Origin of the sequence: Sanguibacter sp. A247 (genome assembly GCF_052324925.1) — a bacterium.
Classification (GTDB): domain Bacteria; phylum Actinomycetota; class Actinomycetes; order Actinomycetales; family Cellulomonadaceae; genus Flavimobilis.
The window spans coordinates 308228-332026 of record NZ_JBQPRE010000002.1 but is presented as its reverse complement, the minus strand read 5'-3'; the positions used below and the strand labels follow the sequence as shown (position 1 = coordinate 332026).

The following is a 23799-nucleotide window of genomic DNA, read 5'->3' as shown; positions in this document are numbered from 1 at the left end:
CGGAAGGACGCCCGAGGTCACGTGAGCTGACGAGCTCAGCGCAGACCGAGCTTCGCCGAGCAGTGGGGCCACTGACCCCAGCCCGAGCGGGCCTGGAGGATCTTGGCGCGCTTCGTCTGCTCGGCGGCGGACGCCTGCGACGGCAGTCCCGACCCACCGACCGACCGCCACGTGGCGACCGAGAACTGGTAGAGGCCGTGGTAGCGACCACTCGCCGAGACCGCGTTCGGGCGACCGCCCGACTCACACCTCGCGAGCTGCTCCCAGACCGTGCCCGACGGGGCCTTGCCCTGGTCACCGACCGACGGCGCCTTGCGCGCGGGCGGCTCGGGACGCGTCTTGGTCCCCACGACGATGACCTCGGTCACCGGCTTCTTCGTCACCTTCTCGGAGAGCTTCTGCTTGTCGACGACCTCGCCGTCGACGGTCCGCACGCGGTGGACGATCGTGCGCACGCCGTCCTTGCCCTCGGTCCGGACGATCTTCGCCTGGTCCGAGTACCGGTCGCGGTCCTTGCGGGTCTCAGAATCGTGAGCGATCTTCTTCGTCGTGGTCTTCTCCTCGACCTCGACGCGACGCACGACGACCGTGACGATGCCGTTCTCGCCCGCGGCGAGCTCGGAGCCGTCGGCTGCGCGCTCCGCAACGAGGACCTCGTCGAGCTTGCCGAGCTCGACGGACGCGGCGGCGAGCGCGGCGTCGACGTCGGCGGCGCCGGCCGCGACGGGGGCGACGTCGCCGTCAGCGAGCACCTGGAGCGGCTGGTCGAGCGGGAGGCGCACGCCGATCTCGGTGCGCACAGAGGAGCGGGACGCGACGAGGTGAACGTTGCCCTCGCGGCCCTCGAGCGAGTCGAGCACCTCGGCCGCGTCGAGCGCGGTCGTCCACACGGACTCGCGGTCGGTTCCGTCAGAGACGGTCACCTCGCGCCCGTAGCGCACCACGACGACGTCACCGTCGTCGAGCGCGGAGCTCTCGGCCGGAGCGACGACGTCACGCGCCCCTGCCTCGACGCCGATGTCGTCGAGGAGGTTGCCGACCGAACCGGCCCACGTGTCGACCTCGACGGTCTTGCCGTCGATGTCGAGGCTCACGGTCTTGTGGGCGTCCGTCGCGACAGCGACACCCACGCCGCCGAGCGCAAGCGCAGCGGCGGTCGTGCCGACGATCCACGGTCGGCGCCTGAGGGGCCCACGTGCGTGCACCCCCTCCGACGCGTGGCGGATGGGCTGGGTGCTCTGCGCACGTGCGGCGCGGCTCAGGGGGTTGTGCATCAGTGTCCAGACGTTGACCTGCCCGGCACCGGCGACGACACTCCTCACGCCCTCTAGGGCACGGTCCTGGTGTCGCGCCCGAGGGCGCGGCCTGAGGGCCGTGGTGCGCACGCGCACGCAGCGTGGGATCGAGACCGGATCCGGCTGAAGACCGCGCCCCCTTGCGAGGTGGCACCCCACCCCATGCGGGGCGAGGCGGCCGTGGCGGCCGCTCGTCGTTGCCACGATGCACCGTCCGGGGGCCGCTCAGCGACCTCCGTCCGGCCCGCCGGGCAGCGGACGAACGGTCTACCGTAACCGGCTCGTGATCATCGGTCCAACCCTTCGTGGGGGAGATCACCCCGGGCGCCACACCGACGCGGGCTAGTAGTAGCCCTTGCGGTCGGAGAAGTCGAGCGCCTTGCACGGCGTGCCGTAGCGGCCCGAGATGTACCGCAGGCCCCAGTCGATCTGCACGCTCGGAGTCGTGAGGTAGCGGGTGCCCGCCTCGTTGGTGCGCCAGTCGCTGCCGAAGTGGATGCTCATGATCGCCTGCGGGATCCCTCGCGCGGTCGACCACGGGTTGGCGGCCTTGTAGCTCCAGTTGCTCTCCCGCTCCCAGAGCGTCACGAGGCAGCTGTACTCGGCGCTCTTCCAGCCGCGCGCCGCGACCTTGCGCTTCGCGATCGCTTTGGCTGACGACGGCGTCGTGCCCGGGGTTCCGGGAGGTGCGATCGACGGCGCTGCGGTCGGCTCGGGCGACGGCTCGGGCGACGGGGCGGGGGCCGGCTCCGGCTCGGCGGTCGACGGCTCCGGGCTCGGCTCGGACGGCTCGGCCGACGGCGTCGTCGCCTCGTCGTCGTCGTCCTCGTCGTTCCCTGGTCCGGCCGGTTCGGTCGTCGGCGCGGGCGCGGGCGTCGTCGGACGCGGGGCAGGCGTCGTGGGCCGCGGCGCCGCGGGCTGCGTGGCCTCAGCCGCGCGCGTCCCGACCCGCACCGACCCCGCGACGGGCTCGCGCAGCACGACCGAGACGACCTCGGCGCGCGAGGACTCGACCCCGTCGATCGAGGCGACGAGGAACGTGCTCACGGACCGACCAGGCGTTCCGTGCGAGACGACGCGACGGGTACCCTCCGCGAGCGTCGCGTCGTCGACCTCCGTGAGCTCCGGCTCGACGTCGACCTCGACCGTCTCGTGCGTCCACGTGACCTCGACGACCTCGACGCGCATGCCGCTCACCACGGGAGCATCGAGGTCGTGGGACACAGCGCGCGTGCCCAGCACGATGCCCTGCTCGACGAGCAGCCCCGTGACGTCCGTCGCCGACGTGACGACACCGTGCTCGACCCCGTCGACGACGAGGTCAACGGCCACCACCGGACCACGGTCGGTCGAGCGCGAGGCGGGCGTCGGCTCGCTTGTCGCGCGCTCCGTCGCCGCGACCACGGGGCGCGGGTCGCCGAAGGTCATGACGCCGTCCGGGGCGAACTGCCGCAGCGAGAACGTCGTCGCAGCCGCCACGATGAGGACGACGACGAGCGAGACCGCGACGCGCGCGGGCCGGTGGGACCTCACGCGCCTAGTACCAGCCCCGGGCGTGGGAGTGCGAGAGCGCGCCGCACGGCGTGCCATACCGGTTCTCGATGTAGCCCAGGCCCCAGATGATCTGCGTGCGGGCGTTCGTGCGCCAGTCCGAGGCGACCGACGCCATCTTCGTCCCCGGGAGCGACTGCGGGATCCCGTACGCGCCCGAGCTCGTGTTGTGCGCGGTCACGCGCCAGTTCGACTCGCGCGTCCACAGGGTGTTGAGGCACGAGAACTGGCGCCCGTCCCAGCCTCGCTCGGCGACGAGCGACTTGGCGAGGGCCTTGGCCTCCTTGGGCGAGAGGACCTTCGTCGAGGCGTCCGGGACGGACATCGTCCCGACGCGCACGACCTCGTCGCGCACCTCGGAGACGACGACGCTCGTCACCGGCGTCCGCTCGATCTCGTCACCGTTCGCGCTGCGCACGAGGTACGTCGTGCGCGACTCGCCGTCGGACCCGCGCGTCTCGACGATGCGTGTGCCCTTGACGAGGTCCGGGTCGTCGATCTCGGAGGAGCCGTGCTCGACGGTCTCCGTGACGGTCGCGGTCGACTCCGTGACGTCAACGAGCTCGATCCGCATGCCGTCCGTCACGGTGGCATCGAGGTCGGCGAGGACGACGTGGGTGTCGTCGAGCGTGATGTTCTCGGCGTGGAGGGCGGTCCGTACGGTCGGGTGCGTCGTCGTCACCTCACGTGCGACACCGTCGACGACGATCGTGAGGAGCGTGGCCCGGGCTGCGCCGCGCGAGGCCATGTCCTGCGTGCGCACCGCGAGGTCCGACGCCGCGGCCACGACCGCGGTGGGCTCGACGTCGCTCGCGCGGTCGGAGCCCACGTAGGCAGCGGTTCCGCCGACGACGATCGCGAGGACCGCGACCTGGGCAGCCACATGGAGAGTCGAACGACGCGCGCGCTGCTCGCGGCGCGCTCGGCGAGTCTCCACTGTGATGTCTCCCTGGGGTCGGACGTCGTCCACGGTCACGGACGCCCCCGATTCAACCCCGCCGGGCACGCCCGTGGCAACACCCGGTGACCCGCATCACGAGCACGCACGGCGCGTGCGAGCGCGCGGGACCCCGATTCGCACGATTCACCAGGGACCATAGAGCCGCTCTGCGTTCTGGCTGGTCACGGTCGCGACCTCCGCCTCGCTCAGACCCAGGGTGTCCGCCACGAAGCGCACCGTGTGCGGCAAGAGGTAGGGCGCGTTGGGCCGCCCGCGCGCAGGGACGGGCGTGAGGTAGGGGGCGTCGGTCTCGACGAGCAGGCGACTGAGCGGCGTCACTCGGAGCGCAGCGCGCAGCGCCTCGTTCGCGTTGTACGTCACGGGCCCCGCGAACGAGAGGAACCAGCCGTGCTCCGCGCACAGCTTCGCCATCTCGGCATCGCCCGAGAAGCAGTGGAAGACGACCGCCGCCGGCGGGGTGTCGCTGAGCAGCACGTCGATGACGTCGGCGTGCGCGTCGCGGTCGTGGATCTGCACGGGCAGGCCCGTCTCCCGCGCGATCGCGAGATGCGCCCGGAACGACTCGCGCTGCACCTCACGGGCTCGCTCACCGCCCCGGAAGAAGTCGAGACCGGTCTCCCCCACCGTCCGCACGCGCGGGTGCCGTGCGAGCTCGGCGATCTGCGCGAGCGCATCCTCGAGGCTCACCGCGTGCCAGTCACGCACCGCCGGCTCGAGGCCGTCGGGGCCGATCTCACGGAGCCCCGCGTGCAGCGGGGCCTCGTTCGGGTGGATCGCGACGCCGCCGAGCAGCTCGGGGTGGGCCTCGACGAGCTGCGTCGTCAGGTGCGCGGACGGCAGGTCGCAGCCGATCTGCACCATGCGCGTCACGCCGACGGCCACCGCCTGGTCGATTGTCTCGCGGATGCTCGGCCGCGGGTCGTCGGGCCCCAGAACGTCGTGGATCGAGTCGAGGTGCGTGTGACCGTCGACGGCCGGGACCTCGAGCGGGGCCGGGCTCGGCGCCCACCCCCGCTCACGGCGGCGACCCATCTCAGGCCTCGGCCGGGTCCTCGAGCCGCGGGAAGAGCGCCTCACCCTTCGTCACGACCGTCCCCGCGGGCAGCACGCCGAACGTCGCAGCGCCCGCGACCGGCTGCTCGCCGAGCGCGCCGAGGTGCACGCCTGCCCCCAGCTGCTCCCACAGCGACTCGGTCGCCTTGGGCAGGACGGGGTGGAGGAGCACCGCGAGGGATCGCAGCGACTCGGCGAGCGTCACGAGGATCGTCGCGAGACGGCCCCCGTCGCCCCCGGCGGCCGGATCCTTGGCGACCTTCCACGGCTCGGTGTCCGTCACGTAGTGGTTCGCGGCATCGACGAGCGTCCAGATCGCATTGATCGCCTCGTGAGGAGCGATCTTGTCGATCGCGGCGTCCGCAGCGGCCGTCGCCCGCTCCGCGACAGCCGCGAGCGCCCGATCGATCTCGGCAGGCTCCCCCGCGACGGGCAGGACCCCGCCGAAGTACTTGCCGACCATCGCCGCGACGCGGCTCGCAAGGTTGCCCAGGCCGTTGGCGAGGTCACCCGCGTAGCGCGCCGACATGTCTTCCCACGAGAACGAGCCGTCCGAGCCGAACGAGATCGCGCGCATGAAGTAGTAGCGGAACGCGTCCGAGCCGAAGTGGTCGATGACCTGCGCGGGGGCGATGCCCGTGAGCTTGGACTTGCTCATCTTCTCGCCGCCGACGAGCAGCCAGCCGTGCGCGAAGACCGTCCCGGGCAGCGGCAGTCCGGCGGCCATGAGCATGGCGGGCCAGATGACGGCGTGGAACCGCAGGATGTCCTTGCCGACGAGGTGGACGCTCGCGGGCCAGCGGCGCGCGAACTGCTCGGCGCCGGCGCCCTCGGTGTCGCCCAGGCCGACCGCGGTCGCGTAGTTGAGGAGCGCGTCGAACCACACGTAGAGGACGTGCGTCGTGTCCCACGGCAGCGGGATGCCCCAGTCGAAGGTGTTGCGTGAGATCGAGAGGTCCTTCATGCCGCCCTTGACGAACGCCATGACCTCGTTGCGCGCGGACGCCGGCTGCACGAACTCCGGGTGCGTCTCGTAGAGCTCGACGAGCCGGTCGGCATAGGCCGAGAGGCGGAAGAAGTAGTTGTCCTCGGAGAGCCAGTCCACGGGACGGGAGTGGATCGGACAGACCTTGACGCCCTCGTGCTCGCCCGTGCCGTCGACGAGGTCGCTGTCGAGCTTGTACTCCTCGCAGCCCACGCAGTAGTAGCCCTCGTACGTGCCCTGGTAGATCTCGCCCGCGTCGAAGAGTCGCTGGACGAAGTCCTGCACCCGGTGCGTGTGACGCTCCTGGGTCGTGCGGATGAAGTCGTCGTTCGTCGCGTCGAGCGTCGCGAGAACCGGCTGCCACTCCGCGGCGACGAGGCGGTCCGCCCACTCCTGAGGCGTGACGCCGTTCGCCGCGGCCGTGTTCATGACCTTCTGACCGTGCTCGTCCGTGCCCGTGAGGAACCACGTGTCCTCCTGACGCTGGCGGTGCCAGCGAGCGAGGACGTCCGCCGCGACCGTCGTGTACGCGTGCCCGATGTGAGGCGCATCGTTGACGTAGTAGATCGGCGTCGTGATGTAGAAGGACGAGGTGTGGGCCATGCGCACATTCTAGGGCTGCGCAGGCGGGGCCTGCGCTCGGTTCCCAGCGCCGTCCGCGGGCTGCCGTCAGCTCCCCGAGAGCGTGAGCCGCCAGATGCGGTCGTCGCCCGGACCGGGCTCGCCCCGGCCGTCCGTGATGCTCGAGCCGACGAGAAGGCGTCCGTCGGGCTCGGCGACCACGGCACGCAACCGCCCGACGCCCTCGAGCACGACCGTCGGCTCAGCCTCGCCACGCTCGAGCGCGACCCGGTCGATGCGCCACAGGCGCTCCCCGCGGAGGGCTGCGACGTAGAGGCCCTCGTCGGTCACGGCCAGCCCCGACGGTGAGGCCTCCTCGGGCGCCCACGTGAGGAGCGGGTCCTCGAAGCCGTCGTCCGTGCCACCCATGCCCTCGACCTCGGGCCAGCCGTAGTTACGGCCGGGCATGATCTGGTTGAGCTCGTCGAACGAGTCCTGCCCCAGCTCTGAGGCGAACATGCGACCCTCGGCATCCCACGCGAGGCCCTGCACGTTGCGGTGGCCGAGGCTCCACACGAACGAGCCCGGGATGGGGTTGCCTGGCGCGGGCTCACCGTCTGGCGTCAGGCGCAGGATCTTGCCGTTGAGCGAGTCCGGGTCCTGTGCGCTCGCGGGCTCGGTCGCGTCGCCCGTGGCGACGTAGAGCATGTCGTCGGGCCCGAACGCGAGCGCACCGCCGTCGTGGAACGGGGCGGCCGCGATCCCGTCGAGCAGGGTCGTCAGCTCGCCGAGCGTCGTCCCGTCGAGCGTCGCACGGACGACGGCGTTGCTCGCCTCGCCCGTCCGCTGGAGCACGATGTCCGACGTCCCCGGGACGACTGCGACGCCCAGCAGCCCTGACTCCGAGCGGTGGACGGTTTCGCGTTCGAGGGCGTCCGCGCCCGGTCCGGTCACGGGGCTGCGCGTGCCGCCCGGGGCGACCCGCACGAGCGTGCCCGTGTTGCGCTGCGTCACGAGCAGGTCGCCCCCCGGAAGCCGCGCGACGCCCCACGGGGTCACGAGGTCGCTCACGACCTCGGTGCGGTCCGAGACGACGAGCGTCCGCGGCTCGGGGGGCGTGGTCGACGTCGGCTCGGGCGTCGGCGTCGGGCTCGTCGGCCCGGCCGACGGTGTCGGGGTCACGGGCGTGGGCACGGGCGGCGGACGCCGGTCGAGGACGGACCCGACGACGATGACCGCGAGCGCGGCGAGCAGCGCGACGACGATGATCGCGATGCGCGCCCGACGCTCGATCCGCACCTGCGCGCTCACGGCTCGCCCTGCCACCCGAGGTTGCGGGCCAGCTGCTGGAGCGTGAGGACCGTCACCTCGTGGTCGCGTGCCGCGAGGCCGCGCGTCATGCGGTCACGTTCCTCGGCGAGGTCACGCTGCAGCGCGGCGTAGGCCTCCTCGCCCGTCACCGTGACGGCGAGCCCGCCGACGTCTGCGGGGGCGTCCTCGAGGTGGGCCGGACCCGTCACCCAGCCCCGGGAGCGCAGGTCGTCGAGCAGGCCGAGCGTCGTGCCCTGCCCCGGGGCGCCGAGCGAGGCGTCGACCTGGGCGGGGCTGCTCGCACCGTCGCGCACGACGGCGAGCACCTGCCAGTGACGCCGGTCGAGGCCCGCGTCGTCGTAGACCCTGTTGACGGCGTCCTCGGCGAGTCCGCCGACGAGCCCCAGCCAGTAGCTGAGCGGGCGCGAGCCGCCCGGTCCTGCAAATGCCCCAGTCGACGCCATGCTGCACCTCCGCGCGTAGTTCTTCACCATCCTCGCGCAGGTCGGCGCCCCGCGCGAGGGCGTCAGCGCGGCTGGGCGCCGCGGGCCGCGAGCGCGGCCTCGTAGAGGTCGCGCTTGGGCACGCCGACGCGGGTCGCGACCTGCGCGACGGCGTCCTTGAGCCGGACGCCGCCGTCGACGAGTCCGAGGACCTCGGGCACGACGTCGCTCGGCTGGGCGGCGGCGGGCGGCTCGGCGCCCGCGACGACGATGCAGATCTCACCGCGCAGCTGGTCGGCCGCGGCGCGGGCAGCGAGGTCGCCGAGCGTTCCGCGCAGCACCTCCTCGTACGTCTTGGTGAGCTCGCGGCACACCGCAGCGGGGCGGTCCGAGCCCCATGCGGCGGCCATCGCGGCGAGCGTCGCGTCGACGCGGTGCGGGGACTCGAAGAAGACCATGGTGCGGCGCTCGTCGCCGAGCGCCCCGAACGTGCGTGCGCGGTCACCGTCCTTGCGCGGCGCGAAGCCTTCGAAGCAGAAGCGGTCGGTCGGCAGGCCCGAGAGCGCGAGGGCCGTGAGCACGGCGCTCGGTCCGGGCGCGGCGGTGACGCGCAGGCCGCGCTCGACCGCGCGCTGCACGACGCGGAACCCCGGGTCCGAGACCGTGGGCATGCCGGCGTCCGAGACGACGAGGACGGTGCCGCCTCCCTCGACGACGTCGCACAGGTCGTCGGCCCTGTCGGCCTCGTTGTGCTCGTGGTGGGAGACGATCCGGCCGGGGATCTTCAGCTCGAGCCTGCCCGCGAGCGCGAGCAGGCGCCTCGTGTCCTCTGCCGCGACGACGTCGGCCTCGACGAGGAGACGCCGCAGCCGCGGCGACGCGTCCTCGACGTCGCCGATCGGGGTGGCGGCAAGGATGAGGGCTCCGGTCATGCCCACAAGACTGCCACGGTCTGCACCCGCCCCACGCGTGTCCGCTCCCCTACGATGTGTGACGTGACGACCGCCCCCGCGCCCGCTGACGCCGACGCGACCGACGCTGCCGACGCCACGGGCGGCGTGAGCACGGAGCAGCGGCTGCTGCGCGACCTGCTCGGCGAGCGCGCCCTGCGCCTCGGTCTCACCGCCCACGACAGGCTGTGGGGCTGGCTCGGGCCGCTTCTCGTCACGGTGCTCGCCGCGGTCCTGCGCCTGTGGGACCTGGGTCGCCCCGCAACTCTCGTCTTCGACGAGACGTATTACGTCAAGCAGGCGTACACGCTGCTCGAGGTCGGCTACGACGCTGCGTGGCCCGACGAGCCCAACGCACGGTTCGAGGCCGGGGACCGCAACATCTTCCTCGACCGCGCCGACTACGTCGTCCACCCCCCGGTCGGCAAGTGGATGATCGCGCTCGGCATGAAGCTCGGCGGAGCGGAGAACCCGTGGGCGTGGCGGCTTGCGACGGCGGTCGTCGGGATCCTCGGTGTGTGGATCGTGGCGCGCGTGGGTCGGCGCGTGTTCTCCTCGACCGTGGCGGGTGTCGTCGCGGGTGGGATCTTCGCGATCGACGGTGCTGCGATCGTTCACGCACGCACGGGTCTGCTCGACAGCTTCGTCATGTTCTGGGCGCTGGTCGGCTTTGCACTCGTCGTCGCTGACCGCTTCGACTCCCGGCGCAGGCTCGCGGCGCGTGCCGCGGCGCTCATCGACTCGGGCCAGGGGCTGGGCCGGTGGGGTCCGGGGCTTGGCGTGCGCTGGTACCGGATCGCGGCGGCCATCGCGTTCGGGCTGTGCATCGGCACGAAGTGGTCGGGGGCCTACTTCCTCGCGGTCATGTGCGTCATCGTCGTCCTGTGGGATGCGTCGGCACGCCGCACGATCGGTGTGACGGGATGGGCCAACGGCGCCCTGTGGAAGGACGCGGTCCCCGCGGCGGTCACGATGGTTCCGCTCGCGGGCCTCACCTACCTCGCGTCGTGGACCGGCTGGTTCGTCAACCGCAGCTCGTACAAGCGCACGTGGGCCGAGGACAACCCGGGCGAGGGGATCGGGTGGCTGCCCGGAGCGTTGCGTTCCTTCGTCGAGTACCACCGACAGATGTGGGACTTCCACACGGGCCTCACCTCGCCGCACACCTACCAGTCCCACCCGCTCGGATGGCTGCTGCAGCTGCGTCCGACCTCGTTCTACTACCGCTCTGTCGAGCGCGGTGCGGCGCTGCCCGACGGGCTCGGGACGTGCGAGTACGAGAAGTGCTCGATGGCCGTGACGTCGCTCGGCAACCCGCTCGTGTGGTGGCTGGGCACCGCGGCTCTTGTGCTTGCCGTCGTCTGGGTGACCTGGCGCAAGGACTGGCGCGGTGTCGCGGTGCTCTCAGGTCTCCTGGCGGGCTGGGCGCCGTGGCTCCTCTATGCGCACCGCACGATCTTTACGTTCTACACGATCGCGTTCGCGCCGTGGGTGTACCTCGCTCTGGGCTACGCGGTGACGCTCGCGCTCGAGCATTCCGACGGCTCCGCCGGCCGACGACGCGTCGTGCGCCGGGTCCTGGCCGTGGTCGGCGTCCTCATCGTCGTCGTGAGCGTGTTCTTCTACCCGATCTGGACGGCCAAGATCGTGCCGTTCCCGTTCTGGCAGTGGCACATGTGGCTGCGCTCCTGGATCTAGCCGGAAAACCACTCCCCGTTGTCGGTGGCGAGGGTTATCGTCGAGTGCTGCTCAGCACTCACGGAAGGCTCCTCGGTGACACTCCTGCGCCTCGCGCTCCGGCACGCCCGCCCCTATTGGTCGTGGATCGTCGCCGTAGCCGTCCTCCAGCTCGCGTCGACGATTGCCGCGCTCTACCTCCCGAGCCTCAACGCTCGCATCATCGACAAGGGTGTCTCCGTCGGTGACGTCGACTTCATCTGGCGCACGGGCGGACAGATGCTCCTCGTGTGCCTCGCCCAGATCGCCACAGCGATCGCCGCCGTGTACTTCGGCGCGCGCACCGCGATGAGCATCGGCCGTGACCTGCGCCGCGAGGTCTTCCGCAAGGTCGACTCGCTCGGCACCCTCGACGTCGCGCACTTCGGCACCGCAACCCTCATCACGCGCTCGACGAACGACGTCCAGCAGGTGCAGATGCTCGTGCTCATGACGCTCAACTTCATGGTGTCGACCCCCATCATGTGCATCGGCGGCATCATCATGGCGCTCCGCGAGGACCCGGGCCTGTCATGGCTCATGTGGGTGTCGGTCCCGCTGCTGTTCGCGATCGTCTCCGTCATCGTCGTCAAGCTCCTGCCCCTGTTCCGGCAGATGCAGGACCGCATCGACGCGATCAACGACGTCCTGCGCGAGCAGATCACCGGGATCCGCGTCATCCGCGCCTTCGTGCGCGAGCCCTTCGAGGCCGCGCGCTACGAGAGGGCCAACCGCGAGATCACCGACGTCTCCGTCAAGGTCGGCAATCTCTTCGTCCTCATGTTCCCCGTCATCATGATGATCCTGCACCTCGCGACGGCCGCCGTGCTCTGGTTCGGCGGGCACCGCGTCGACTCGGGCCAGATCCAGGTCGGTGCGCTCACGGCGTTCCTGCAGTACCTGCTGCAGATCCTCGTCGCCGTCATGATGGGCACGTTCATGATGATGATGGTGCCGCGCGCAGTCGTCTCCGCCGAGCGCATCGACGAGGTCCTCGAGTCCGTCCCGACGATGAAGGCGCCCGCACACGGCGAGACCGCCGCGCCCGAGGGCGGTGACGTCGTCTTCGACCACGTGACGTTCGGATACCCGGGCGCCGAGCTTCCCGTTCTCGACGACGTGACGTTCACGGCCCGCGCAGGTCGCACGACGGCGATCGTCGGCTCGACGGGCGCCGGCAAGACGACCCTCCTCGGCCTCGTCCCTCGCCTCTACGAACCGCAGCACGGCACTGTCTCGATCGGCGGCGTCTCGGTCTCGTCGCTCGGGCGCAAGCAGATCGCGGGGCTCGTCGGCCTCGTCCCCCAGCGCCCCTACCTGTTCTCCGGAACCATCGCCTCCAACCTCCGCTTCGGTCGGCCCGAGGCGACCGAGGCCGACATGTGGCACGCACTCGAGGTCGCCCAGGCCGCCGAGTTCGTCCGCGACAAGCCGCACGGGCTCGAGGAGCCCGTATCGCAGGGCGGCACGAACGTCTCGGGCGGTCAGCGTCAGCGCCTGTGCATCGCCCGCGCTCTCACCGCGGCGCCGCACGTCTTCCTCTTCGACGACTCGTTCTCCGCTCTCGACGTCACGACCGACGCCCTCCTGCGCGAAGCCCTCGTCGAGGCCACGACCGGAGCCACCGTCATCATCGTCGCGCAGCGCATCTCCACGATCCGCACAGCCGATCACATCGTCGTCCTCGACGACGGCCGCGTCGTCGGTGAAGGCACGCACGACGACCTGCTCGCCACGAACGCGACCTACCGCGAGATCGTCGAGTCCCAGATGAGCATCGAGGGGGTGGCCTGATGGCCCGCCGCACCACGCAGCCGGACGACGCCACGGGCGTCGCCGACACCACGTCGACGGGCACCGCCCTCACGGACGACGAGCTCGACTTCACGCCGGGCGAGACCGACGGCGACCCGTTCATGGGCGGGCCGCCCGCACGCAAGGCCCAGAACTTCTGGCCCTCGGCCAAGCGGCTCGTCGGGCTCCTCGCCCCCGAGAAGTTCCTCATGAGCCTCGTGCTCGTGCTCGTCATCGCGAGCGTCGTCCTCAATGTCATCGCGCCCCGCATCCTGGGGCGCGCCATGGACGTGATCTTCAGCGGCTGGCTCGGCCGGCAGTTCCCGGCCGACGTCCCGCTCGACGCCGTCGCCGAGGGCCTGCGAGCCCAGGGTCAAGGCACGTATGCGGACATGCTGCTGCGGTCGGGTGCCGTGCCCGGGCAGGGCATCGACTTCGACAAGCTCGCCGTGCTCATCGCCACGGTCCTCGGCCTCTACGTCTTCTCGTCGATCTTCATGTGGGCCCAGGGGTTCATCCTCAACCGCCTCGTCATGCGCGTCGTCTACAACCTCCGCGAGGACATCGAGCGCAAGCTCAACCGACTGCCCCTGTCCTACTTCGACACGCGTCAGCGCGGCGACCTCATGTCGCGCGTGACGAACGACGTCGACAACGTGCAGTCGGCTCTGCAGCAGGCGTTCAGCCAGCTCGTGCAGTCCGTCATGATGGTGCTCGGCATCCTCATCATGATGTTCGTCGTCTCGTGGCAGCTCGCGCTTCTCGCGCTCATCGCCCTGCCGCTCTCGGGTGCCGTCGCCGGCGTCATCGGAGTGCGTTCTCAGCGCCTGTTCAAGGCGCAGTGGAAGCACACGGGCGCCGTCAACGGGCACGTCGAAGAGACGTTCTCAGGCATGGAGCTCGTGCGGGCCTACGGCCGCGACGACGTCATGCTCGAGGAGTTCGACGAGCGCAACAACAAGCTCTTCGACGCCTCGTTCGGCGCGCAGTTCGTCTCGGGCATGATCATGCCCGCCATGACCTTCGTCTCCTACCTCTCCTACGTGCTCATCGCGGTCGGCGGCGGGCTGCGTGTCGCGGCGGGCAACATGACGCTCGGCGACGCCACGGCGTTCATCCAGTACTCGCGCGAGTTCACGCAGCCGATCGCTGAGATGGCGGGCATCGCGAACATGCTGCAGTCGGGCGTCGCCTCGGCCGAGCGCACGTTCGAGATGCTCGACGCAGACGAGGAGGAGCCCGAGGTTGCGACGTCGACCCTTCCTCAGCGGTCCGACGGTCACGTCGAGCTCCGCAACGTCTCGTTCTCCTACGACCCCAAGAGCCCGCTCATCGAGAACCTCTCGCTCACGGTCGACCCGGGCCAGACGGTCGCGATCGTCGGGCACACGGGCGCGGGCAAGACGACGCTCGTCAACCTCATCATGCGGTTCTACGAGATCCAGGGCGGGCAGATCCTCGTCGACGGCGTCGACGTGCGCGACCTCACCCGCGCCGACCTGCGTTCGCAGGTGGGCATGGTCCTGCAGGACGCATGGCTGTGGGGCGGCACGATCCGCGAGAACATCCGCTACGGGCGCCTCGACGCAACGGACGACGAGGTGGTCGAGGCCGCGCGTGCCACGATGGTCGACCGCTTCGTGCGGCAGCTGCCTGACGGGTATGACACCGTTCTCGACTCCGACGGCGGCTCCGTGTCGGCTGGTGAGCGGCAGCTCATCACGATCGCGCGCGCGTTCCTCTCCCAGCCCTCGCTCCTCATCCTTGACGAGGCGACGAGCTCGGTCGACACCCGCACCGAGCTGCTCGTCCAGCACGCCATGCACGCGTTGCGCTCCGACCGGACGTCGTTCGTCATCGCGCACCGTCTCTCGACGATTCGCGACGCCGACCTCATCCTCGTCATGGAGGCCGGCCGGATCGTCGAGCAGGGCACGCACACCGAGCTGCTCGAGCGTGGCGGCGCCTACCAGGAGCTTTACGAGAGCCAGTTCCGCGGTGGTCGTACGGGTGCCGAGGAGCCCGCAGGGTCCGAGACGTCCGACGCCCCCGCGACGCTCCCGCAGGCGCCGCCGGAGTCCTGAGGCGCCTGCGCTCCGAGCGGTTACCGTAAACGCATGCGCATCGGAGTTCCGACGGAGACCAAGCCGCACGAGTACCGGGTCGCGTGCACGCCGGGTGGGGTGCACGCGCTCGTGGCTGCGGGACACGACGTGCTCATCGAACGGGGTGCAGGCGCGGGCTCAGCGATGCCCGACGACGAGTATGTGGCCGCTGGCGCGCGCCTCGCCTCGTCGTCCGCCGAGGTCTGGGAGCAGGCCGACCTCGTGTGCAAGGTCAAGGAGCCGACTCCCGCCGAACAGCCGCTCATGCGGTCCGGCCAGGTGCTCTTCACCTACCTGCACGCAGCCGCTGACCTCACGCTCACGCGCGCGCTGCTCGATCGCGGCGTGACGAGCTTCGCGTACGAGACGGTCACGGGTCCGCAGGGCGGCCTGCCGCTCCTCGCGCCCATGAGCGAGATCGCTGGGCGTCTCGCCGCCCAGGTGGGGGCGGTCGAGCTCATGAAGTCGCGCGGTGGCCGCGGCATCCTCATGGGCGGGGTCCCGGGAACGCCTCCTGCGAAGGTCGTCGTCCTGGGTGGTGGCACCGTCGGGCGCAACGCCGCGCAGATCGCGCTCGGCATGCGCGCTGACGTCACGGTCGTCGACATCTCCCCCGAGACGCTGCGCGCGATCGACGTCGAGCTGGGCGGGCACGTGCGCACCGCGGCGTCGAACGCGTGGGAGATCGAGCCGCTCCTGCTTGAGGCCGACCTCGTGGTCGGTGCGGTTCTCGTGCCCGGGGCGCGCACGCCCCACCTCGTCTCGGACGAGCTCGTCGCGCGCATGCGTGAGGGGTCCGTCCTCGTCGACGTGGCCGTCGATCAGGGTGGCTGCTTCGAGGTGTCGCGTCCGACGACGCACGACGATCCCGTCTACGAAGTTCACGGGTCGCGCGTCTATGCGGTGGCGAACATGCCCGGCGCTGTTCCTGTGACGTCGACGCGCGCGCTGACGAATGCGACGTTGCCGTACTTGCTGGAGCTCGCCTCGGGTGGGGACCGTCCCGGTGCCACGGAGGCGCCGCCGTGGCGGGCGTCGCTGCGTGCGGGTCTGCGTCACGGCTTGACGACGCGCGACGGCCGCCTGTGGCACGCGGGAGTCGCGGACGCTCATGGGATCGAGCTGGCGACCGAGTAGCTCCCGTTGTTACCTAGCCAGTCTAGGTATATGCTGACGCGGTGACCTTGAAACGACCCAGCCGCCTGCTGCGCACCCTCATCCCCGCGTTCCTCGTCCTCCTGTGGCTCGGTCTCGCCGGCGTCGGCGGTCCGCTCTTCGGTCGCATCGACGAGGTCTCGTCGAACGACCCGACCGCCTACCTCCCCTCGAGCGCGGAGGCGACGCAGGTCCAGGAGTCCCTCACTGACTTCCTCGGCGACGACGCCATCCCCGCCGTCATCGTCGCCGTCCGGGACGGCGGCCTCACCGAGGCCGACCTCGCCGCACTCGGCACCGCCGCACACAAGGCAGCAGAGCTCGAGCAGGTCGTCGGCGGCGCAAGCCCCGCGCTGCCCTCCGAGGACGGTCAGGCCGTCCAGGTCTTCGTTCCGCTCAGCACGCAGAGCGACCTCGGCGAAGGGGTCGAGGCGATCCGTGCGGCGTTCGCCGCCGAGGTCCCCGACGGCGTCAACGTTCTCGTCACCGGCCCGGCTGGCCTCTCCGCCGACCTCGGGGCAGCCTTCGCAGGGATCGACGGCCTGCTGCTCGGGGTCGCGCTCGCAGCCGTCCTCATCATCCTCATCATCGTCTACCGCTCACCCCTGCTCCCCCTGCTCGTCCTCACCTCGAGCGTCTTCGCGCTGTGCGCGGCCCTCGCCACGGTGTGGCTCCTCGCGCGCGAAGGCGTCGTCCTGCTCTCGGGCCAGACCCAGGGCATCCTCTTCATCCTCGTCATCGGCGCCGCGACCGACTACGGCCTGCTCTACGTCGCACGCTTCCGTGAAGAGCTCCGCGTCGACCCCGACCGGTGGAGCGCGACCCGCGCGGCTCTGCGCGGCGCCGCCGAGCCCATCGCCGCCTCGGGCGGAACCGTCATCGCCGGCCTCCTGTGCCTCCTGCTCTCCGACCTGCAGTCCAACCGCGACCTCGGCCCGATCGCCGCGATCGGCATCGTGTGGGCGATGATCGCGTCCTTCACCCTGCTCCCCGCCATGCTCGCCCTCGCCGGCTCCGCTGCCTTCTGGCCGCGTCGTCCCGCGAAGCTCTCGGCCGAGCAGGCCGCCGACCCAGACGCCCGCATGCCCTCCCGCGGCCTGTGGCACGCCCTCCCGGGCGCCGTCGCACGCCGGCCGCGCGCACTGTGGGTCGGCACGACGCTCGTCCTGCTCCTCGCGTGCGTCGGGCTCACCCAGCTCAAGGCCGACGGCGTCGCGCAGTCCGATCTCATCCTCGGCGACTCCCCCGCCCGCACCGGTCAGCAGCTGCTCTCCGAGCACTTCCCCGGCGGCTCGGGGTCCCCAACCTACGTCCTTGCACCCGCAGACTCGCTCACCGACGTCGCGGCGACGATCCTCGACGCCCCGGGTGTCGCAAGCCTCGCAGTGACGGCCAAGGACTCCCCGTCCGGGACGGCGCCAGTGACGGCTGAGGGAATCCAGGCGGCAGGTCGCCCCGGTTCCGAGCCACCCGCCCCCACCGTCGTCGACGGCCAGGTCCTGCTCCAGGCGACCCTCACCGACGCCGCCGACTCACTCGCAGCCGAGGACACGGTCCGTCAGCTGCGCCAGGAGCTCGCCGACGACGCCCTCGTCGGCGGAACAACCGCGACGGCGATCGACTCCAACGACGCCTCGGTCCACGACCGCAACCTCATCATCCCGGTCGTGCTGCTCGTCATCCTCGCGATCCTGGCTCTCCTGCTGCGCGCGGTCGTCGCGCCCATCCTGCTCATCGCGACCGTCGTGCTCTCGTTCGGCGCGACCCTCGGCGTGAGCGCCCTCATCTTCAACCACGTGCTCGACCTGCCTGGCGCTGACCCTGCTGTCCCGCTGTTCGGGTTCATCTTCCTCGTCGCGCTCGGGATCGACTACAACATCTTCCTCATGACACGCGTACGGGAAGAGTCGCTCAGCTACGGCACCCATCGTGGGATCACTCGCGGGCTCTCGATCACGGGAGGCGTCATCACGTCCGCGGGGCTCGTGCTCGCCGCGACGTTCGCAGCGCTTGCCGTCCTTCCGATCCTGTTCCTCGTCCAGTTGGCCTTCATCGTCGCGTTCGGCGTGCTCGTCGACACGTTCCTCGTGCGGACCGTGCTCGTGCCCGCCCTCGGGTATGACATCGGTCGGACGATCTGGTGGCCGTCACGCCTCGCCCGCGGCGAGCGGTAGGCGGCGAGCGGTAGGCGGCGAGCGGTACGGACCTCGTCACCAGCCCCAGAAGATCGCGATGATGACGAGCGTGACGAGGGCTCCGCACACCTGGTTGAGCCAGAGGAAGCGGCGCCAGCCTGCGTGTGCCGACTCGCAGGTCTCGTCGGTGACGTGGCGGTGCGGCCACACGTTGATCGCGTGCAGCAACGGGGCCGCGGCCGCGAGGCGGCCGGGCCAGCCGGCGCCGACGAGCACGAGGACGCCCGAGAGGACGTAGCCGCCGAGCGCGAGACGGGTCGTCACGCGAGCGCCGAGGACGGTCGCGACCGAGCCGATCCCGGCTGCGCGGTCGGCCCGGACGTCCTGGACCGCCCCGAACGCGTGCGACGCGGCACCCCAGACGAAGAAGGCGGCGAGAACGGCGAGGACCTCCGTTGAGAAGGCCCCTCCCGCGAGGGCGACGCCGTAGACCGCGGGGGCGACGAAGTGGGTCGCGCTCGTGAGCGAGTCGATGACGGGACGTTCCTTGAGCCGTGCGGGCGGCGCCGAGTATCCGACGACGGCGAGCACGGCGATCGCGAGCCCGCTGTTCGCGGCGGGAGTGCCGACGGCCGCGAGGACGACGAGGAAGGGGACGTTCGTCGCCGCTGCTGCGACGATCGTCGTGCGGTGCAGGCGACGCTCGAGGATGATGCCCTCGACGCCACCCTTGCGGGGGTTGGCGAGGTCGGACTCGTGGTCGAAGACGTCGTTGATGCCGTACATCGCGAGGTTGTACGGCACGAGGAAGTAGAGGCCGGCGATCGCTCCGAGCAGCCAGGACTCGCCGCCCGCGAGCGCGTACGCGGCGACGAACGGGTAGGCAGTGTTGACCCACGAGATGGGTCGGGAGGTCCCGACGAGCCTGGTGAGGACGCGACGCCACGAGGTGGCCGCGAGCGCGGGCGCGGCCTCGCCGCCCGGGCTGGCCGCGAGCGCGGCGGCGAGCGCGGGCAGGACGAGCGCCATCGCGACGGGCCAGGCGAGGTCCTCGACGGGTGCGAGCCACACGGTGACCCCGAGGAGCGTTCCGGCGTCGAATCGGAAGAGGTCCGCGGCGATCATGAGCGAGTCGAAGACGACTGTGAGCGCGACGAGCACGACCGCCGTCACGGCGGTGGCGGTCCCGAGGCGGGGCGGCAGGGTGCCGCGTCGTCGAGCGACGGCCCGGCAGGCGACGTGCGTGATCGCTGCGAGTCCGACGGCGATGAGTGCGAGCGTCGTATAGGTCACTCAGGTGCTCCTGCGCTCGGGCTGGCGCGGCGGGCGCCGAGGATGCGGAGGGTGGCGGCGGCGGTCACGAGCGTGACGTAGGGAAGGAAGACGATGAAGACGAGCTCCTCGACGGGCAGGTGCGGGGCCACCTCGATGCCGAGGAGCGCGTCGCCGTGGCCGAGCCCGTAGAAGCCTTCGCTGATGGCCACGAGGTCCCACACGAGCAGGAGGACCGCGCCGGTGGCGAGCGCCGCGGCGGCGCGCCAGCGCCCGGGCAGGGCGCCGCCGCGGGCCGGGGCCGCGAGCAGGAGCTTCCAGCGCACGTCGATCGCGGCGACTCCCGCCGCGGAGCCGAGCAGGGCGAGCAAGTAGGTGCCGTTCATGCAGGCCACGCCCGCGCGAGGGTGTCGCGTGCGACCTGTGCACTCAGCAGGCACATGGGGACGCCGACGCCCGGGACGGTCGACGCGCCCGCGTGGACGAGGCCGTCGACGGTGCGTGAGGCGTTGCGCGCACGCATGAACGCTGACTGGCGCAGCGTGTGCGCGGGGCCGAGGGCTCCGCCGCGCCACGCATGGAAGTCGTCGGCCATGTCGCCCGGGCCGACGGTACGTCGCACGACGATCCTCTCGGCGAGGTCGTCGATCCCCGCCCATGCGGCGAGCTGGGCGATCGCGCGGTCGGCGATGGCCTCGACGCCTGGGTCTCCGGCCCCGTCGACGCCGCCGCGACCGAGACCCGGGTCGGCGTGGACGGGCACGAGGAGGAACAGGGTCTCGCAGCCGGGCGGCGCGACCGCCCGGTCGGTGCGCGAGGGTGCGCACACGTAGGCGGAGGCCGGGTCTGGGAACGGGCGAAGGCCGTCGACGGCGTCGAAGCCCTCGTCCCAGTCGCGCGTGAACATGAGCGTGTGGTGCGTGAGCTCGGGCAGGGTGCCGCGGACGCCGAGGTGGACGAGGACGGCTCCGGGGCCGGGGTCGCGCGTCGACCACCAGCGCTCTGGGTAGGTGCGGAGCTCGGGGGGCAGGACGCGGGTCTCGAGGTGGTGGAGGTCGCCTGCGCCGACGACGGCGTCGGCGTCGATCGTGCGGGGCCCGCCGGGCCCGACGACGTCGACCCCGGTCACGTGGGCGCGTGGGCGCCGCGCGGTCCTCACCTCTCCCCTGCCCGGTGCTGTCCGCACGCCGGTGACCTCGGTCCCCACGGTGATCGTCACCCCTGCCGCCTCGGCGAGGCGTGCGAGCGAGGCGGCGACCTCGCCGAAGCCGCCTCGCGGGTAGAAGACGCCGTCAGCGAGGTCGAGGTGGCTCATGAGGTGGTACATGCTCGGCGCGCGCTCGGGGCGGGTTCCGAGGAAGACGGCCGGGTAGGCGAGCACCTGCCTGAGGCGTCGGTCGGTGAACCGTGTGCGCACGTGCCGGTCGAGCGAGACGGTGAGGAGCCGCGCGAGCGTCGGCAGTCGCGTGAGGACCGCGGGGGTGAGCAGGTCGCGGGGTCGGCTGAAGTCGGTGCGCAGCAGGTGGTCGACCGCGACGCGGTAGACGTCGCCCGCCTCGTCGAGGTAGCGGCCGAGGCGGGTGCCCGCGCCGGGCTCGACGGACTCGAAGAGCGCGGTGACGCGATCGCGGCCGGAGCGGACCTCGAGAGGGGGCGCGTCCTGCGCAAGGACGCGGTAGGCGGGGTCGAGCGCGACGAGGTCGAGCTGTTCGGCCGTCGTCGTCCCGCACTCGCGGTAGAAGCTCTCGAAGACCTCGGGCATGAGGAACCACGACGGCCCGAGGTCGAACGTAAACCCGTCGTGGTGCCACGTGCCGGCCCGGCCGCCGACCACGTCGAGCCGTTCGATGATCTCGACGTCGTGGCCGTCCCGGGCGAGAAGGGTTCCCGCAGCGAGACCTGCCACACCGGCCCCGACGATGACGACGCGGCTCATCGCCCTGCCTTCCGGGCGGCAACCGCGTCCCGCGCGAGGGCCGCTGTGATGACTGTGAGCTTGCGGTGCCCGGGGACGCGCGTGCGGGCGGCGGCGATCTCGGTTGCGGGCGTGGCGCGCAGGCGGCGGGAGAGCTCGGCGAACAACGCGGTGGCGGCGACGACGGCTCGGCGAGCACCGGGTGGCAGCAGCGGGATGGCGGTGCGAGCCGTGGCGATCTCCGCGTCGATGTCGTCGAGCGTCGCATCTCGGGCGGCCTCTGTCGGGTGGGTCGCGAGATCGGCGAGGTACGCGCGGCCACGCTCGTCGAGGTCCGCGCCGAGGTCGCGGACGAAGTTGACCTTCTGGAACGCTGATCCGAGGGCGCGCGCACCCGGGGCTGCGTCGGCCAGGAGACGGGTCCGCTCGGGCTCCGGCAGGTGAGCGGTGAAGACCCGGAGGCACATGAGCCCGACGACCTCGGCTGAGCCGTACACGTAGGTCGCGAGCGACACGGGGTCGTGGTCGTCCTGGACGAGGTCCGTGCGCATGGCGGCGAAGAACGGGGCGGTGAGGTCGTCGCCGATCCCGCTGCGGAGCGCTGCGAGCGCGAACGCGTGGACGACGAGGTTCGTCGAGCAGCCGCGCGCGCGGGCCCGGCGGACCTCGTCCTCGAGGTCGTCGAGGAGGGCCGCGCGCTCGGCGGGACTCACCGCGTCGAGCGCGCCGTCGACGATCTCGTCGGCGAGTCGCACGAGTCCGTAGATCGCGCGGACGTCGGCGCGTTGCGTGGGCGGCAGGAGCCGTACGGCAAGGGAGAAGCTTGTCGAGTACGACGAGATGACCGTCTCGCTCGCCGCGCGTGCGGCCGCGTCGTAGCGTTCGCGGTCGGCCGCGCTCATGAGCCCGCCCCGGCGCAGAGCATCGCGAGGAGGTGCTCCGGGACGCCTGCGGCACGCCCGACGTGAACCGCGCTCGCGATGCGGTCGGCGGCGAGGCGGGCGACAGCTCCGTCGACGCCGTGGGCGCTCAGGGCTTCGCGGACGGGCGCGACGCGGTCGTCGTCGAGGTCGGGGTCGCCGAGGACGGAGGCGACCGCAGACCAGGCGCCGGTGCCTGCCGCCACGGCAACGAGCGAGGTGATGCGGCCTTCACGCAGGTCGGAGAGGCAGGACTTGCCGGTTGTCTCGGGGTCGCCGAACGTGCCGCGCAGGTCGTCACGCAGCTGGAAGGCGACGCCGACGAGCCGTCCGACTCGTTCAAGGGCCGGGGCGAGCGCGAGCGCGTCGGGCGTGCCGACGAGCAGTGCCGCGGCGCGCATGGGCCACACGAACGTGTAGGCGGCCGTCTTGCGTTCCGCCGTGGTGAGGGCGGTCGCGAGGTCAGGCGTGCCCGACGGGAGGGCGGTCGTGTCGCTGAGCTCTCCGGCAGCGGACTCAGCGACGATGTCCTCGAGGAGCTCGACGAGTGCCACGCGCGTCGCGTGATCGGCGTCGAGGAGCGCGACCGCGCTCACGGCCCGGACGAGGGCGAGGTCGCCCGCGAGGATGCCGGCGGCCAGGCCGGCGTCGGCGGCCGCTGCACGAGAGGCGCCGCGTCCGTGGGCCCGGGCGGTGTGTTCTGCGACGACGGTCGGGCGTCCGCGGCGAACCTCGTCGTGGTCGATGACGTCGTCGTGGACGAGGAACGCCGTGTGGAGGAGCTCGGTCGCGTCGGCAAGCTCTCGGGCGACGCGGTCGTGCGTGCCGCCGAGGGCACCGTAGGTCGCGAGCAGGAGCGCGGGGCGCACGCCGCTGCCCCCGTGCGCGGCGTCGGCGAGCGCGTTCCACAGTGTCGTGAGGTGCCCGCCCGGGTCGGGCACACGAGACGCGCGTGCGCGCAGGTCTGCGGCGAGGTTGTCGGCCGTCCAGCTCTCAGCGGTCTGGAGCATGCCGACCTGGGCCGGGGCGCTCACAGCGCGTCCTCGAGGTCGGCGAGCTCACGCAGCTGCGCGACGGCCCAGGGGCTGAGCGACCAGGGGGCCGTGATGCTCGTGCGTCCGAGGTCGGTTGCGTCGACCCAGACGGTCTCGGCAACCTCACGGGGGTTGAGCTCGACACTCGGGTGTCGGCCCGGGATGCGCGCGAGGACGACGGGGCAGATCTCGTTCTCGACCGTGCCGTGCGCGTCGACTGCGCGGTAGCGGAACTGCGGCAGGACGACCTCGAGGTCGAGGATCTCGTCGATGCCGAGCTCGGTGCGTGCGTGGCGGCGGACGGCGTCGAGCAGGTCCTCACCCGGTCGGGGGTGCCCGCAGAAGGCGTTCGTCCAGACGCCCGGCCAGGAGCGTTTGGTGAGCGCGCGGCGGGAGAGGAGAAGGTCGCCCGAGTCGTCGGTGAGGTGGCAGGAGAACGCGAGGTGCAGGGGGGTGTGGGTGTCATGCACGCCCTCGCGTGGCGCGGTGCCGATGGCACGACCGTCAGCGTCGAGCAGGACGACGCGGTCCTCGGTCGTGCTGGCGCCGGGGTGGAGCGCGGGTACGACAAGCGTCATGTCAACTCCTTCAGCGACTGATCGATACCAAGAACGCTAGCCAGGCTAGCAACATGTGACGCTAG

At 71.6% G+C, this 23799-nt stretch carries 19 protein-coding genes; 5 read left to right on the top strand and 14 right to left on the bottom strand.

Annotation, left to right across the window (positions count from 1 at the left end; genetic code table 11):
* Positions 1–35 precede the first annotated feature (35 nt).
* From ACTVCO_RS05680 to rsmI, 8 genes are all read right to left on the bottom strand, one after another.
* A complete protein-coding gene (locus ACTVCO_RS05680) occupies positions 36–1274 on the bottom strand; it encodes a transglycosylase family protein (protein ID WP_443727440.1) in 1239 nt (412 codons plus the stop codon).
* Between the two features lie 363 nt (positions 1275–1637).
* The gene (locus ACTVCO_RS05675) at positions 1638–2828 is read right to left on the bottom strand and encodes a G5 domain-containing protein (protein WP_443727439.1); all 1191 of its coding nucleotides are present in this window, start codon (positions 2826–2828) and stop codon (positions 1638–1640) included.
* 4 nt (positions 2829–2832) lie between these two features.
* Positions 2833–3729 (bottom strand): G5 domain-containing protein, encoded by an 897-nt coding sequence (locus tag ACTVCO_RS05670; protein WP_443727438.1) that lies wholly within the window; start codon positions 3727–3729, stop codon positions 2833–2835.
* 201 nt (positions 3730–3930) lie between these two features.
* A complete protein-coding gene (locus ACTVCO_RS05665) occupies positions 3931–4839 on the bottom strand; it encodes a TatD family hydrolase (RefSeq protein WP_443727437.1) in 909 nt (302 codons plus the stop codon).
* A 1-nt stretch (position 4840) separates the two neighbouring features.
* Positions 4841–6448 (bottom strand): methionine--tRNA ligase, encoded by a 1608-nt coding sequence (gene metG, locus ACTVCO_RS05660; protein ID WP_443727436.1) that lies wholly within the window; start codon positions 6446–6448, stop codon positions 4841–4843.
* A 66-nt stretch (positions 6449–6514) separates the two neighbouring features.
* On the bottom strand, positions 6515–7717 hold the full coding sequence (locus tag ACTVCO_RS05655) for a PQQ-dependent sugar dehydrogenase (RefSeq protein WP_443727435.1): 1203 nt from the start codon (positions 7715–7717) through the stop codon (positions 6515–6517).
* Positions 7714–8181, bottom strand: coding sequence for a hypothetical protein (locus ACTVCO_RS05650; protein ID WP_443727434.1), 468 nt, complete (start codon positions 8179–8181; stop codon positions 7714–7716). The genes ACTVCO_RS05655 and ACTVCO_RS05650 overlap by 4 nt, the downstream gene beginning before the upstream one ends.
* Positions 8182–8243: 62 nt before the next feature.
* The gene (gene rsmI / locus ACTVCO_RS05645) at positions 8244–9092 is read right to left on the bottom strand and encodes a 16S rRNA (cytidine(1402)-2'-O)-methyltransferase (RefSeq protein WP_443727433.1); all 849 of its coding nucleotides are present in this window, start codon (positions 9090–9092) and stop codon (positions 8244–8246) included.
* Positions 9093–9146: 54 nt separating this feature from the next.
* Between rsmI and ACTVCO_RS05640 the strand changes: the two genes are divergently transcribed.
* The 5 genes from ACTVCO_RS05640 (at position 9147) to ACTVCO_RS05620 (ending at position 18054) form a co-directional block, all read left to right on the top strand.
* On the top strand, positions 9147–10808 hold the full coding sequence (locus tag ACTVCO_RS05640) for a dolichyl-phosphate-mannose--protein mannosyltransferase (protein WP_443727432.1): 1662 nt from the start codon (positions 9147–9149) through the stop codon (positions 10806–10808).
* A 75-nt stretch (positions 10809–10883) separates the two neighbouring features.
* Positions 10884–12620, top strand: a complete 1737-nt coding sequence (locus tag ACTVCO_RS05635; RefSeq protein WP_443727431.1) for an ABC transporter ATP-binding protein — start codon at positions 10884–10886, stop codon at positions 12618–12620.
* Positions 12620–14704, top strand: a complete 2085-nt coding sequence (locus ACTVCO_RS05630; protein WP_443727430.1) for an ABC transporter ATP-binding protein — start codon at positions 12620–12622, stop codon at positions 14702–14704. The genes ACTVCO_RS05635 and ACTVCO_RS05630 overlap by 1 nt, the downstream gene beginning before the upstream one ends.
* Positions 14705–14737: 33 nt before the next feature.
* Positions 14738–15862 (top strand): alanine dehydrogenase, encoded by a 1125-nt coding sequence (ald, locus tag ACTVCO_RS05625; protein ID WP_443727429.1) that lies wholly within the window; start codon positions 14738–14740, stop codon positions 15860–15862.
* A 41-nt stretch (positions 15863–15903) separates the two neighbouring features.
* Entirely contained in the window at positions 15904–18054 is a 2151-nt protein-coding gene (locus tag ACTVCO_RS05620) for an MMPL family transporter (protein WP_443727428.1), read from the top strand.
* Between the two features lie 36 nt (positions 18055–18090).
* Here ACTVCO_RS05620 and ACTVCO_RS05615 read toward each other — a convergent pair whose 3' ends face one another.
* Genes ACTVCO_RS05615 through idi form a run of 6 tightly spaced genes read right to left on the bottom strand, consistent with a single transcriptional unit; the run spans position 18091 to position 23734 of the window.
* Positions 18091–19308 (bottom strand): prenyltransferase, encoded by a 1218-nt coding sequence (locus tag ACTVCO_RS05615; RefSeq protein WP_443727427.1) that lies wholly within the window; start codon positions 19306–19308, stop codon positions 18091–18093.
* The gene (locus ACTVCO_RS05610; RefSeq protein ID WP_443727426.1) at positions 19305–19673 is read right to left on the bottom strand and encodes a lycopene cyclase domain-containing protein; all 369 of its coding nucleotides are present in this window, start codon (positions 19671–19673) and stop codon (positions 19305–19307) included. The genes ACTVCO_RS05615 and ACTVCO_RS05610 overlap by 4 nt, the downstream gene beginning before the upstream one ends.
* A complete protein-coding gene (gene crtI / locus ACTVCO_RS05605) occupies positions 19670–21223 on the bottom strand; it encodes a phytoene desaturase family protein (protein WP_443727425.1) in 1554 nt (517 codons plus the stop codon). The genes ACTVCO_RS05610 and crtI overlap by 4 nt, the downstream gene beginning before the upstream one ends.
* On the bottom strand, positions 21220–22104 hold the full coding sequence (locus tag ACTVCO_RS05600) for a phytoene/squalene synthase family protein (RefSeq protein WP_443727424.1): 885 nt from the start codon (positions 22102–22104) through the stop codon (positions 21220–21222). Before ACTVCO_RS05600 ends, crtI begins: the two co-directional genes overlap by 4 nt.
* Entirely contained in the window at positions 22101–23156 is a 1056-nt protein-coding gene (locus tag ACTVCO_RS05595; protein ID WP_443727423.1) for a polyprenyl synthetase family protein, read from the bottom strand. Before ACTVCO_RS05595 ends, ACTVCO_RS05600 begins: the two co-directional genes overlap by 4 nt.
* A complete protein-coding gene (idi, locus tag ACTVCO_RS05590; RefSeq protein ID WP_443727422.1) occupies positions 23153–23734 on the bottom strand; it encodes an isopentenyl-diphosphate Delta-isomerase in 582 nt (193 codons plus the stop codon). The genes ACTVCO_RS05595 and idi overlap by 4 nt, the downstream gene beginning before the upstream one ends.
* Positions 23735–23799 lie beyond the last annotated feature (65 nt).